Raw genomic sequence first — 12,170 nt, forward strand, 5'->3', positions numbered from 1 at the left:
CAACCTTGCTGTTCCGCTTTCGCTGGCGATGCCGGTCACCGCGGCACGGTTCGCGCCAATCGAGCGTTTATTGAGAGAAGTCAATCCCACAGCGCGATTGCGCGGTTTCCGTCACAGGTTCTGTCAAGTCCGCGTGCTATCATCGTGTAAGCTTGATAAGACTTTGGGGCGCGCGCTGAAAAGAACCAATTCCGCCGCCCTTGCGTCATTTGCCGCCGGCACTCCCGTGCAGAGCTGGACGGTTTCAACACAGACTGGTTCGACCTCAGGCAAAGGGTATTCCCAATGTCCCTCACCCATGGTTGGCCGCGCAGCGCCTGATTCACGCTTCAGGCACCTGCGCAATCGCCCGGACTTCTTTGCTGCCCGATGCATTTGGGCGGTTGATTAACGCGTAAAATTGAATGCTTGGCCGATAAACGGCACGTCCGTTCGTCGCAGGTAAAAACGGCTACACGTAGCAGCAACAGACACACACAGTATGCGCAGACCAGGGGTGGGACAATGAACACCATGCTTTATCCGGAACTTTATAAATCGCTCGAATCCGTTCGATGGGACATGGAGAAGGACATTCCCTGGGACAAATTCGATGCGTCGCTGCTGACCGACGAGCAGGCCGCGACGATCAAGATGAACGCGATCACCGAATGGTCGGCGTTGCCCGCCACGGAAATGTTTCTGCGTGACAATCATCACGACAGCGATTTTTCCGCGTTCATGAGCGTATGGTTCTTCGAAGAGCAGAAACACTCGCTGGTGCTGATGGAATACCTGCGCCGCTTCAAGCCGGAACTGTGCCCGACCGAAGAGGAACTGCACGCGGTGCGCTTCGAATTCGATCCGGCGCCGCCGCTCGAAACGCTGATGCTGCACTTCTGCGGCGAAATCCGCCTCAATCACTGGTACCGCCGTGCCGCCGAATGGCACACCGAGCCGGTCATCAAGCACATTTACGAAACCATTTCGCGCGACGAAGCACGTCATGGCGGCGCGTATCTGCGCTACATGAAGAAGGCGATGACGCAGACCGGCGACATCGCGCGTGCCGCGTTCGCAAAGATCGGCGTGCTGATGGCTTCGGCGCGCCGCACCGAAAAGCCGCTGCACCCCACCAACCTGCACGTGAACCAGGCGCTGTTCCCGCGCGACACGATCCAGTCGCGTCTGCCAGATCCGGAATGGCTCGAGCGCTGGCTCGACGAGCAGATCCGTTTCGACGACGGCTGGGAAAAGAAGGTCGTCGAGCGCATTCTGCACAACCTGTCGCTGCTGTTCGAGCGCACGTTCAACACCGCGCAGGAGCTGAACCGCTATCGCAAGGAAGTGGTCGCGCGCCTGCAGGCCGCCGATCAGAATCCGGCGCAGCAGCAACCGGCGTGATCGGGTAGATGCCGCGTTGACGTCGGCATCGCGATCCCCGCCGGCGCCGCGATCCGGGTTCGCACGGTGGGCGTGATTCCCTCTTCACAGTAAGCCGATTCAGCGGTTTCATGACAGATTCAAGACGGTCCGGCAGGCGCGAGCTTGCCGGACCGTTTTGCTTGATTGTGCTCGACGCCGCCGACCCTGTATCGTGACGGCAATCTTTTCCTCTCTCTCTCTACGATTCCGCGATGGCCGCTATTTTTGAACGCAAGATTCTGACGCGCGACGACCTGGTGAAACTGCGTCCTTCGCTGCGCGCGCCGGTCGTGTTCACGAACGGGGTATTCGATATCCTGCATCGCGGGCACGTGACCTATCTCGCCGATGCGAAGGCGCTGGGCGCCTGTCTGATCGTCGGTGTGAACAGCGACGCGTCGGTGCGTATGCTCGGCAAAGGCGACGACCGGCCGATCAACACCGAAGCCGACCGGATGGCCCTGCTTGCGGCACTCGAAAGCGTCGACTATGTGGTCGGTTTCGGCGAGAAAACGCCGGTCGATCTGATTGCGGCGCTGCGGCCGGACGTGCTCGTGAAGGGCGGCGATTACGACATGGATGCGTTGCCGGAGTCGGCGCTCGTGCGCGGCTGGGGCGGCAAGGCGCTGGCTATCGCGTTCGAGCACGATCGCTCGACGACCGCGCTGTTGAAGAAGGTGCGCAGCCAGGAATGACGGGTGGATCGCGGTGGCGGGCGGAGCGGGACTGCCGCGAATTTGACGCCGCCGCGAATACAGCGCCGCCGCGGGCATTCACATCGCCGGTTGCCCGGCCTTGCTACTGCGGCAGTTCGGAGGTCGAAATCGGCGCGGTCGGTGCGGGTCCGCCGACCACTGCCTGATCGGCTGCATCGGCGGCGCTGACCGGACGTACCTTCAGCCAATCCGGATGAATCTGGCGATTCAGATGAGCCGGGTCGCGTCCGGCGGCGACAGGCACCGGGCCGAACGCGCCGCGCAACGCGACGAAAGCGAGCACGTTGGCGAGAATTAGAATGGCGATCGGCCAGCGAAGCATTATCGATTGTTCCAATCCAGAAGCAGGTTGACGCGGGATCGAGGGGATTGAGCTTGCCGCGTCGACATCCGCCAGGGGGCTCGACGTCGAGGCATCGATCCCAAAGCGCCTCGCCGCGACCGCTCACCGACGCCACGTCAGATGCGTGTCACGCCCCCGCGGCGGCCATTCCATCGATCAGCCGCCGGATCGCGCACCCCGTTGCGCCATATCGTCAGCGGCAATCAGCGCGAGCCCCGACAGCACCAGCGAATCGTGGCGAGTATGCGGTACTTTGAGCGCGCTTGCCACCTCGTCGACGGCACCGCCGCTAACGACCAGCCGCACCGGCACCCGCCATTCGTCCTGCAGATCGCGCCACATCCGCTCGATCAGTCCCGCCTGCGCGAGCGTGCAGCCCGCCGACAGCGAATGCGGCGTATCGGTCGCGAAGAACGGGCCGCTTCGGCCTGTGCCGGCGGTATCGCCACCGGCCGAAGCGCTGGCGTCGAGCAGACCGCGCGCGCGGGCAGCGTCGAGTGTCGGCAACTGCGCGGTGTGCTCGCCGAGCGAGCGCATCATCAGCGTCCAGCCCGGCGCGATCAGCCCGCCGATGAAGGTGCCGTCCGCGCGCAACGCCTCGAGCGTCGTCGCTGTGCCGAACGTCGCCAGTAGCAGATGCTCGCCGGGAAACGCCGCATGCGCGCCGATCATGCCCGCCCAGCGGTCGCTGCCGAGCGAGTGCGGCACCGCGTAGCAATTGGTGACGCCGCATTGGCGCTCGCTCGCGCGGATCGTCGTGAGCGGCAGTTCAGGCCACTGCGCGTGGACGAGCGCGGCGATGCGTGCCGCGACGTCCGCGCCCGCGACGTTGGAGACCCAGGCACCGCACGGCGCCGGCCAATTGGCCCAGCCGGGCTGCGCGCCTGGCTCGGAATCGGGCCGAGAATCGGACTGCAAACCCGACCGCCCCCCGGCCCGCGCAACCTCATCATGCGCCAACGCCCCAGCCGCCAACTGTCCACCACCCGGCTGCACCAGCGCCCATTTGATCCGGCTATTCCCCGCGTCGATCAGCAGATACGGCGCGTGCTGCGTCATGCGGCACCGTCGGCGAGGCGCAGCGACACATCGCCGGTCGCGATGCTCTGGCGTCCCCCGGCCGTATCCAGCAGCAACTGGCCTTGCTCGTCGACACCCGCCGCGATGCCGCGCGCGAGTTCGTTGCCCTGTTCGAGCAGCACGACTTCGCGGCCCGCATACGCGTGCACCGCGTTCCAGCGCGGCTGGAACGGCGCGAAGCCGTCGGCGCCGAAGCGCTGCAGCGCCGGTTCGAGCGCGTTCAGCTCGGCGGCGAGCGTATCGGTCAGATTCGCGTTCGGCAGCGCGCGCTGCAGCGCGGTCGGCACCGTACCGCGCGCCTGCGGCGGCACGCCGGCGTTCAGCGCGCCGACCTTCGCCGCGAGTTCGTCCGCGCCCTTCACGTTGGTGCCGATGCCGATTACCACCGCGCTCGCGTACTCGGTGCTCCACGCGGTTTCGATCAGGATGCCGGCGAGCTTGTCGCCTTCGAGCAGCACGTCGTTCGGCCACTTCAGCGCGATCTGGCCGGGACCGTCGACCGGCAGCGAGCGCAAGCCGTCGACCAGCGCGACGCCCACCGCGAGGCTCAAGCCCGCGAGCCCTTCGAGCGGCCGCGGCAGCACGCACGCCACCGAAAACAGCAGCGCATTGCCCGGCTCCGCATACCACGGACGCCCGCGCCGGCCGCGCCCAGCGGTCTGCAGATACGCGACCCGCACGATCGGCCGCGGCAGCGCATTGGCTCTGCGCGGCAGCGCCTTCATATGGGTCATCAGGTCGGCGTTGGTCGAGCCGGTTTCCTCGACGATTTCGATCGGCCAGTCATGCGCATGCGCGCCGAACAGCTTGACCGCGCGCTCGCGGTCGATGCGCCAGTCTTCCGCGGGCGCCGATTGGGCCGAGCGGGAGGCGGGCGAGGAGGGAGGAGTGCGGGAGGCGGTCATGCTGTCTATTGTAGCGACAGCTCACTCGCCAGGGCTTCGTGTTTTGAGTGCGGACCATCGGCCGAGCCTTCGTTACAATGGCCGCTAATCCGATTACCAGATTCACGCGATCCTTGAACTACGACACCCCGCCCGGCCTTGAAGTCGCGGCCGGCAGCCAAGGCAAGATCGTCCGTCTCTCGGGCCAGTGGACGGCGCTCGCGCTCGCGCGCGATCGCGCCACCGGACACGTGATCCCGCAACTGCGTTCGCTGACCGGCGCGCAAGGCATCGGCGAGTGGGACCTGTCGCGCATCGACCGGATGGACCACGTCGGCGGCCAGGCGCTGTGGCGCGTGTGGGGCCGCAAGATGCCGCCCGGCACCGCGCTCACCGACACTCAGCGCGACATCTTCGATCGCATCGCGATGCTCGACACCGTGCGCGAGAGCGCCGAACCGGTGCCGCGCTTCGATCCGTTCACGCGGCTCGGTCTGTCGATCTTCTCGTTCTTCGAGCATCTGTATGGCGGCGTCGCGATGCTCGGGCGCGTCGTGCTCGATCTGCTCGCGATCATCCGCAAACCCAAAATCACGCCGTGGACCGAAATTTCCGCGAACGTCTACAACGCGGGCGCGCGCGCATTGCCGATCACCGCGCTGGTCGCGTTTCTGATCGGCATCGTGCTCAGCTATCTGTCCGCGCAGCAGCTGCGGATGTTCGGCGCGAACCAGTTCATCGTCAATATTCTCGGGCTCGCGGTAATCCGCGAGCTTGGCCCGGTGCTGTCGGCGATTCTGGTCGCGGGCCGCTCGGGCTCGGCGATCACCGCGCAGATCGGTGTGATGCGCGTGACCGAGGAACTCGACGCGATGCGCGTGATGGGCATTCCGCACGGCCTGCGGCTGATCCTGCCGCGCGTGATCGCGCTCGCCGTCGCGATGCCGCTGCTGGTGATGTGGACCAACGTGATCGCGCTGACCGGCGGCGCGGTGGCCGCGAAGCTCGTGCTCAACATCGACATGAGTTTCTTCGCGCGGCAACTGCCGAGCGTCGTGCCGATCGCGAATCTGTGGATCGGCCTCGGCAAGGGCGCGGTGTTCGGCATGCTGATCGCGATCGCCGGCTGTCATTTCGGCTTTCGCATCAAGGCCAATTCGCAGAGTCTCGGCGAAGGCACGACGACCTCGGTGGTGAGTTCGATCACGATCGTGATTCTTGCGGACGCGGTGTTCGCGATGCTGTTCCAGAACGTGGGGCTCGGATGATCGCGCCGCTCTCCGAGGCCGTGCGCGGCCAACCCGCCCCGTCGATCGAAGAGCCGGTGATCGAGGTGATCGACATCACCAAGCGCTACGGCCGCAACATCGTGCATCAGCATCTGAGCCTCGACGTGCGGCGCGGCGAGATCGTGTCGGTCGTCGGCGGCTCGGGCTCGGGCAAGACCACGCTGGTGCGGCAGATTCTCGGCCTCGAGCGGCCGTCGTCGGGCACCATCAAACTGTTCGGCGAAAACCTCGCGACCATCTCGCCCGAAACCGCGCTGCTGATGCGCAGCCGCTCCGGCATGCTGTTCCAGCGCGGCGCGCTGTTCTCGTCGCTGTCGGTGTTCGACAACATCGCGCAGCCGGTGCGCGAGCTCGGCAAAGTGCCTGAAGACCTGCTGCGCGACATCGTGATGCTGAAGCTCGAAATGGTCGGGCTGCCGTGCAAGCACGCGTCGAAGATGCCGTCGGCGCTGTCGGGCGGCATGATCAAGCGGGTCGGCATCGCGCGCGCGATCGCGCTCGAACCCGAACTGCTGTTCCTCGACGAACCGACCGCCGGGCTCGACCCGCAGGCGTCCGACGAATTCGTCGAACTGATCTCCGGGCTGCATCGCGCGCTCGGCCTGACCGTCGTGATGATTACGCACGACCTCGATACGATGGTCGCGCTGTCGACCCGCGTGGCCGTGCTGGCCGATCGCAAGGTGCTGGTCAACGCACCGGTCGAGGAGGCGGCGGGCGTCGACCATCCGTTCATCCGCGAATATTTCCTTGGCCTGCGCGGGCGCCGCGCGCTGCAGGCGCTGCCGCCGGAGCGCCGCGCGAAGCTGCCGCAGGCGGCGCTCGAGCCGGCGTCCTCCGAGATCTCGCTATGAGACAGGCTATAAAGCAGGCTATGAAGCAGGCCGCTATGAACCAGGAACCCTGACAATGGAAAACAAAGCACATGCGTTCTGGGCCGGGCTGTTCACGGTCGTGCTGACGGTGGCCATCGCGCTCGCCGCGTTTCTGTTCAACGTCGACCGCTCGGTGCGGGTGCCGTACGACCTGATCGCGCGCACCAATGTGACGGGGCTCTACGCGGACGCGGCGGTGCGCTTTCGCGGGCTCGACGTCGGCAAAGTGCAATCGATCAAATTCGATCCGAGCCATCCGGGGCAGATCATGATCCGCATCTTGGTCGACGAGCGCGCGCCGATCACCCATTCGACATTCGGCAGCCTCGGCTTGCAGGGCGTGACCGGCATCGCATTCATCCAGCTCGACGATACCGGCCGCGATCTGACGCCGCTGCCGTCGTCGGTGCACCAGGTCGCGCAACTGCCGATGCGCCCGGGCCTGCTCGACCAGTTGCAGCAACGCGGCGACATCCTGTTGCGCAAGCTCGAAAAGGTCACCGACAACGTCAACGACATGCTGTCGCCGGAAATGGTCGCGCAACTGCACGACACGGCGGCGAGCATCGCGCAGGCGGCGTCGGGCGTGGCCGTGTTGACGCAGCAGCTGGCGCCGGTTGCCGGCAAGCTGCCCGGCACGATCGATCAGCTGAACCACACGCTCGCATCGACCAACCAGATGATCACGAGCCTGAACCGGCCGGACGGCCCGTTCGAGCGCAATCTGAACAAGGTCGGCACGGCCGCGCAGCAGGCGGGCGATGCGCTGACCCAGATGAATACGTCGCTGCAGGATCTGTCGGCGCGGGTCGGCTACGAGACGCTGCCGCGCGTGAATTCGCTGACTGAAGATGTGCGCTCGGCGGCCCAGTCCATCGATCGCGCGGCGGATACCTTCAGCACCAATCCGCGCAGCGTGCTGTTCGGCGCGCCGCGCGCGGCGCCGGGTCCGGGCGAGTCGGGCTTCACATGGCCCGCCGCCGCGCCTGCCGCTCAGGCCGCCACGGCAGCTCACTAAATCCGCAGGCCAGAACAGAGGAAGATGCTCATGTCACGCTCGATTCACCGACTGTTGTGCCCTCGCGCCGCGATTGCGGCGCTGCTCGCGTTCGGCGTGCTGGCGGCGGGTTGCGCGGGCACCTCCGCGGTGGTGTCGGATGTCCGCTACGACTTCGGTCCGCCGCCGCAGACCGCCGCGGCCTCGCCGCTGCCGGCCGTCAAGGTGCTCGACGTCGGCGCACCGAGCGTGCTCGAATCCGACCGGCTGATCTATCGGCTGAGCTACGCCGACGCGCAGCAAACGGCGGCCTATGCGAACAGCCACTGGACGATGATGCCGTCGCAGTTGTTGACGCAGCGCCTGCGCAACACGCTGAGCGCGCACGGCACCGTGCTCACCGGCTCCGACGGCGTGGCCGCGCCGGTGCTGCGGGTCGAGCTGACCCAGTTCGAGCAGGTGTTCGACAGCCAGACGGAAAGCCACGGCGCGATCACCGCGCGCGCCACGCTGACGCAAAACGGCAAGGTGGTCAGCCAGCACACATTCGTCGTGCGCGCGCCCGCGCGTTCGGCGGACGCGGCCGGCGGCGCGCAGGCGCTCGCCGCGGCCAGCGACGACCTGATCGCGCAGATCAGCGCGTGGCTCGGCTCGCAGGCGCTGGTCGCTGCGCAATGACGGGCTCGCGGCGCACGCGACGGAGCGCTGCATGAGTGAGCGTCCGTGGCTGCGCCGGCCGTCGGCGCTGGCGCGTCAGGCGCTGCTGCTGTACACGGCGCTGATCGTCTACGGCTCGTGGTATCCGTTTTCCGGCTGGCGCTCGCTCGGCATCGCGCCATTCGCGTATCTGTTCGATCCGATGCCGCAGTATCTGACGGCATTCGACGTCGTGACCAACGTGCTCGGCTATATGCCGTTCGGCGCGCTGGTCGTGATCGCCGCGTATCCGCGCTGGCGCGGCACGCTGGCTGTCGCACTCGCGTTCGTGTTGGGCGGCTTGCTGTCCGGCACGATGGAAGCGGTGCAGACCTGGCTGCCGACGCGTGTCGCGTCCAATCTCGACCTTGCCGCCAACACGCTCGGCGCGCTGCTCGGCGCGGCGATGATGTCGCCCGCGACCGGCGCGCTGCTCGATCGGGGGCTGCTCAGGCGGCTGCGGCTGTTGTGGTTCGAGCGCGGCCACGCGGCGCTCGTGTGTCTCGTCGCCGCGTGGCCGTTCGCGACGATGTATCCGGCACCGCGTCTGTTCGGTCTCGGCAACTGGCCACGGGCGCTGTGGCTGCGCTTCGATCCGGCGTCACAGGATGCGCTGCTGACGTGGACGCCGTCCGCGTGGCATGTCGGCGCATGGCCGGCGGCGGCTGCCGCGTGGCTACCCGACGATGCATGGGAAGCGGTCATCACGACGCTGAACCTGTTCGCGGCGCTCGCGCTCGCGTCGCTGCCGGTGCGCCGCCATGCACCGCGCGTGCGGCTGGTGCTGATGTTCGTCGCCGCTACGTTGGGTGTGAAGGCCGGCGCGACATTTCTGCAATCGCAGTCGGGTCTCGCGTTCGACTGGGCGACGCCCGGCGGGCTGATCGGGCTCGTGTGCGGCACCGCCGCGGCAATCGTCGCGCTGCCGCTCAGACGGCGCGTGCGCGCGGCGCTGGCGGGGTTCACGCTCGTCGTCGCGCTGGTGTTCGTCAATCTGCTGCCGGTGAATCCGTATTTCGATGCCGTGCTTGCCGACTGGCGGCAAGGGCGCTATCTGCATTTCAACGGACTTGCGCGCTGGCTCGCGTGGGTGTGGCCGTATGCGGCGCTGGTGTGGCTGGCGTTCGCGGTGGAACGGGCGTGGTTGAAGCGGCGGGCGAAGCCGGGGTGAGGCCGACGCCTTCGTCCGTCCCCCGGCGGCTGCATAGCCTGCTCGCTATAATCGTCCGCACGACCCAGGCGCTTTGCGCCTACCCCGCGCTGACGACGCCCCTGCACTCCTTTTCAGTCCTGCCCCCGACATCATGGATTCTTTCTATCAGCACCACGTCTTTTTCTGTCTGAATCAGCGCGACCCCGGCGCCGAGCGTCCGAGTTGCGCGAACTGCAACGCGCAGGCAATGCAGGAGTACGCGAAAAAGCGCGTGAAGCAACTCGGCCTCGCCGGTCCCGGCAAGGTGCGCATCAACAAGGCGGGCTGCCTCGATCGCTGCGAACTCGGTCCGACGCTCGTCGTGTATCCGGAGGGCGTCTGGTACACCTACGTCGACGAGAGCGACATCGACGAGATCGTCGAGTCGCATCTCGTAAACGGCAAGGTCGTCGAGCGTCTGAAAATCGATCAATAACGCGAACTATCCGGCGCGAACTACAGCCCGCTCAACAGGCATCACGATGAATTCGAACACGAAGAAATATCTGATCGATGGTCCGGTCGGCAAGATCGAGGTTGCGCTCGATCTGCCCGACGACGTGCGCGAGAACGGCGCCGCGCCGCGCGGCATCGCGCTCGTCGCGCATCCGCATCCGCTTTTCGGCGGCACGATGGACAACAAGGTTGCGCAGACGCTCGCGCGCACACTCGTGCAGTTGAACTACGTGACGTATCGCTCGAATTTTCGCGGCGTCGGCCAGACCGACGGCGAGCACGACGCGGGCATCGGCGAACGCGACGACCTGCGCGCGGTACTCGAACACATGCGCACGGAAGGTGAGTACGGCGATCTGCCGCTGGTGCTCGCGGGCTTTTCGTTCGGCACTTTCGTGCTGTCGCACGTCGCCGCGGCTCTCGTCGACGAAGGGCAGGAGATCGAGCGCGTGGTGTTCGTCGGCACTGCGGCGAGCCGCTGGGATGTCGCGCCGGTGCCGGAGAGCACATTGGTGATCCACGGCGAACTCGACGAGACCGTTCCCATTCAATCCGTTTACGACTGGGCGCGGCCGCAGGAATTACCGATCGTCGTGATTCCCGGCGCCGAACACTTTCTGCATCGAAAGCTTCACGTGCTGAAGCGGATCATCGTCGACGCGTGGCGATAGAAAAAAACGCTGTCCACGCGTTTTGTGGGGGACAGGTATGCGCAAACGTGTGCGAATCGCGCTTGTCGGCGCGATTTTGGCCGGGTGCCGCGCGTATAATGGGCGCTCTTTTTTGGGGCGCAGCGGCGCTCATCCGGTAGTTCGCGCGCGGCGAAGTCGCTTCGCCTGCAGCGCGCGCCGGGTGCGTGGCGCTGCGCCTGCGAACCGATTGCACCGCCGGAAGTCCAACGGGCGCCGCGCCGTTTTACGGCCAGATGCTCGCCGACCGGCTCCCCCAACTATGCGCGCTGCCGCGCGATGTATTTTTCTGCACGAATCGACCCTATGCGTTTCTCCTCCTCTGGCCGCACGTCATTCCCTTCAGTCGCTTCCTTCGTTCCCACCTCGCTGCATCGCGCCATCACCGCCGGTATCGTTCTGCCCGCCACGCTCGTCGCCACCAGTGCGTTTGCGCAGGTGCCGCCGCCGGGTGTGAACGCGCGCTCGTGGGTGCTCGTCGACGCCACCAGCAACCAGGTGCTCGCTTCCGGCAATCCCGATGAGCGCGTCGAGCCGGCTTCGCTCACCAAGCTGATGACCGCGTATCTGGTGTTCGAGGCGCTCGATACGAAGAAGATCACGATGGATCAAACCATCGAGCCGAGCGAAGCAGTGCGCCGCGTGAAAAACGATGAATCGCGCATGTTCATCGAGGCGCTGAAGCCGGTCACCGTGCATGACCTCGTGTACGGGATGATCGTGCAGTCGGGTAACGACGCGGCGATCGCGCTGGCGGAACTGGTCGGCGGCAGCGAGGCGCAGTTCGTCAACATGATGAACGCCGAAGCGCAGAAGCTCGGCATGACGCACACGCATTTCGCCGATGTGAACGGCATGCCCGACGCGCAGCACTACACGACCGCGGGCGACCTCGCGATCCTGTCGGCGCGTCTGATCCGCGACTATCCGGACTACTACAACATCTTCTCGGTCAAGGAATTCACGTACAACAAGATCAAGCAGCCGAACCGCAACCGTCTGCTGTGGATCGACCCGACCGTCGATGGCCTGAAGACCGGTCACACGCAAGCCGCCGGCTACTGCCTGATCGCGAGCGCGAAGCGTCCGCTGCCGGGTGCGCCCGATGCGTCGCGCCGTCTCGTCTCGGTGATGATGGGCGAGCCGAAGGAGCACGACCGCGTGCAGGACAGCCTGAAGATGCTGAACTACGGCTACACCGCGTACGACACCACGCGTCTGTACAAGGCGAACCAGGTGGTAGCCACGCCGCGCATCTACAAGGGTACGGCGGACAGCGTGCAGGTCGGCGTGAAGAGCGATCAGTACATCACGCTGCCGAAGGGCGCCGCCGACAAGGCGAAGCCGCAGATCGAACTGAACGATCCGCTGGTCGCGCCGCTCGCGATCGGTCAACAGGTCGGCACCGCGAAGCTCGTCGCTGACGGCAAGGTGCTCGCGCAGTTCCCGGTGGTCGCGCTGCAGCCGGTGCAGCAAGCCGGCGTGGTCGGCCGCGTGTGGGATTCGATGATGCTGATGTTCAACAAGAAGAAGTAAGGGCTGCACCGTA

At 66.0% G+C, this 12,170-nt stretch carries 13 protein-coding genes; 10 read left to right on the forward strand and 3 right to left on the reverse strand.

Annotation, left to right across the window (positions count from 1 at the left end):
- The first annotated feature begins 504 nt into the window (after positions 1–504).
- Both L0U82_RS01480 and rfaE2 read left to right on the forward strand, forming a co-directional pair.
- The gene (locus L0U82_RS01480) at positions 505–1,383 is read left to right on the forward strand and encodes a ferritin-like domain-containing protein (RefSeq protein ID WP_233828011.1); all 879 of its coding nucleotides are present in this window, start codon (positions 505–507) and stop codon (positions 1,381–1,383) included.
- A gap of 233 nt (positions 1,384–1,616) precedes the next feature.
- On the forward strand, positions 1,617–2,099 hold the full coding sequence (gene rfaE2 / locus L0U82_RS01485; protein ID WP_233828012.1) for a D-glycero-beta-D-manno-heptose 1-phosphate adenylyltransferase: 483 nt from the start codon (positions 1,617–1,619) through the stop codon (positions 2,097–2,099).
- A gap of 103 nt (positions 2,100–2,202) precedes the next feature.
- On the opposite strand, the gene L0U82_RS01490 is transcribed toward rfaE2, so the two are convergent.
- From L0U82_RS01490 to L0U82_RS01500, 3 genes are all read right to left on the reverse strand, one after another.
- Complete coding sequence (locus tag L0U82_RS01490) at positions 2,203–2,442, reverse strand: hypothetical protein (protein WP_233828013.1); 240 nt, start codon at positions 2,440–2,442, stop codon at positions 2,203–2,205.
- Positions 2,443–2,619: 177 nt separating this feature from the next.
- On the reverse strand, positions 2,620–3,522 hold the full coding sequence (locus L0U82_RS01495; RefSeq protein ID WP_233828014.1) for a type III pantothenate kinase: 903 nt from the start codon (positions 3,520–3,522) through the stop codon (positions 2,620–2,622).
- Positions 3,519–4,448 (reverse strand): biotin--[acetyl-CoA-carboxylase] ligase, encoded by a 930-nt coding sequence (locus L0U82_RS01500; protein WP_233828015.1) that lies wholly within the window; start codon positions 4,446–4,448, stop codon positions 3,519–3,521. Before L0U82_RS01500 ends, L0U82_RS01495 begins: the two co-directional genes overlap by 4 nt.
- Positions 4,449–4,561: 113 nt before the next feature.
- On the opposite strand from L0U82_RS01500, the gene L0U82_RS01505 reads away from it, so the two are divergent.
- The 8 genes from L0U82_RS01505 to L0U82_RS01540 all read left to right on the forward strand — a co-directional run bounded on the left by L0U82_RS01505 (position 4,562) and on the right by L0U82_RS01540 (position 12,157).
- On the forward strand, positions 4,562–5,695 hold the full coding sequence (locus L0U82_RS01505) for an MlaE family ABC transporter permease (protein WP_233828016.1): 1,134 nt from the start codon (positions 4,562–4,564) through the stop codon (positions 5,693–5,695).
- Positions 5,692–6,570, forward strand: coding sequence for an ABC transporter ATP-binding protein (locus L0U82_RS01510; protein WP_233828017.1), 879 nt, complete (start codon positions 5,692–5,694; stop codon positions 6,568–6,570). Before L0U82_RS01505 ends, L0U82_RS01510 begins: the two co-directional genes overlap by 4 nt.
- A gap of 55 nt (positions 6,571–6,625) precedes the next feature.
- Positions 6,626–7,609 (forward strand): MlaD family protein, encoded by a 984-nt coding sequence (locus L0U82_RS01515; protein ID WP_233828018.1) that lies wholly within the window; start codon positions 6,626–6,628, stop codon positions 7,607–7,609.
- A gap of 30 nt (positions 7,610–7,639) precedes the next feature.
- On the forward strand, positions 7,640–8,266 hold the full coding sequence (locus L0U82_RS01520; RefSeq protein WP_233828019.1) for an ABC-type transport auxiliary lipoprotein family protein: 627 nt from the start codon (positions 7,640–7,642) through the stop codon (positions 8,264–8,266).
- A gap of 31 nt (positions 8,267–8,297) precedes the next feature.
- A complete protein-coding gene (locus L0U82_RS01525; RefSeq protein ID WP_233828020.1) occupies positions 8,298–9,455 on the forward strand; it encodes a VanZ family protein in 1,158 nt (385 codons plus the stop codon).
- Positions 9,456–9,588: 133 nt separating this feature from the next.
- Positions 9,589–9,912: a (2Fe-2S) ferredoxin domain-containing protein gene (locus tag L0U82_RS01530; RefSeq protein WP_233828022.1), complete on the forward strand. Its 324-nt coding sequence runs from the start codon at positions 9,589–9,591 to the stop codon at positions 9,910–9,912.
- Positions 9,913–9,958: 46 nt separating this feature from the next.
- Positions 9,959–10,603: an alpha/beta hydrolase gene (locus L0U82_RS01535; protein WP_233828024.1), complete on the forward strand. Its 645-nt coding sequence runs from the start codon at positions 9,959–9,961 to the stop codon at positions 10,601–10,603.
- Between the two features lie 324 nt (positions 10,604–10,927).
- Positions 10,928–12,157 (forward strand): D-alanyl-D-alanine carboxypeptidase family protein, encoded by a 1,230-nt coding sequence (locus tag L0U82_RS01540; RefSeq protein WP_233828026.1) that lies wholly within the window; start codon positions 10,928–10,930, stop codon positions 12,155–12,157.
- Positions 12,158–12,170 lie beyond the last annotated feature (13 nt).

This window comes from Paraburkholderia sp. ZP32-5, from assembly GCF_021390495.1.
Classification (GTDB): domain Bacteria; phylum Pseudomonadota; class Gammaproteobacteria; order Burkholderiales; family Burkholderiaceae; genus Paraburkholderia.

What these genes read in the sequence shown, in the direction of transcription:
- L0U82_RS01535 (WP_233828024.1), top strand. Translation starts at nt 9,959, where the DNA reads ATGAATTCGAACACGAAGAAATATCTGATCGATGGTCCGGTCGGCAAG.
- L0U82_RS01495 (WP_233828014.1), bottom strand. Translation starts at nt 3,522, where the DNA reads ATGACGCAGCACGCGCCGTATCTGCTGATCGACGCGGGGAATAGCCGG.
- L0U82_RS01525 (WP_233828020.1), top strand. Translation starts at nt 8,298, where the DNA reads ATGAGTGAGCGTCCGTGGCTGCGCCGGCCGTCGGCGCTGGCGCGTCAG.
- L0U82_RS01520 (WP_233828019.1), top strand. Translation starts at nt 7,640, where the DNA reads ATGTCACGCTCGATTCACCGACTGTTGTGCCCTCGCGCCGCGATTGCG.
- L0U82_RS01510 (WP_233828017.1), top strand. Translation starts at nt 5,692, where the DNA reads ATGATCGCGCCGCTCTCCGAGGCCGTGCGCGGCCAACCCGCCCCGTCG.
- L0U82_RS01500 (WP_233828015.1), bottom strand. Translation starts at nt 4,448, where the DNA reads ATGACCGCCTCCCGCACTCCTCCCTCCTCGCCCGCCTCCCGCTCGGCC.
- L0U82_RS01515 (WP_233828018.1), top strand. Translation starts at nt 6,626, where the DNA reads ATGGAAAACAAAGCACATGCGTTCTGGGCCGGGCTGTTCACGGTCGTG.
- L0U82_RS01530 (WP_233828022.1), top strand. Translation starts at nt 9,589, where the DNA reads ATGGATTCTTTCTATCAGCACCACGTCTTTTTCTGTCTGAATCAGCGC.
- rfaE2 (WP_233828012.1), top strand. Translation starts at nt 1,617, where the DNA reads ATGGCCGCTATTTTTGAACGCAAGATTCTGACGCGCGACGACCTGGTG.
- L0U82_RS01490 (WP_233828013.1), bottom strand. Translation starts at nt 2,442, where the DNA reads ATGCTTCGCTGGCCGATCGCCATTCTAATTCTCGCCAACGTGCTCGCT.
- L0U82_RS01480 (WP_233828011.1), top strand. Translation starts at nt 505, where the DNA reads ATGAACACCATGCTTTATCCGGAACTTTATAAATCGCTCGAATCCGTT.
- L0U82_RS01540 (WP_233828026.1), top strand. Translation starts at nt 10,928, where the DNA reads ATGCGTTTCTCCTCCTCTGGCCGCACGTCATTCCCTTCAGTCGCTTCC.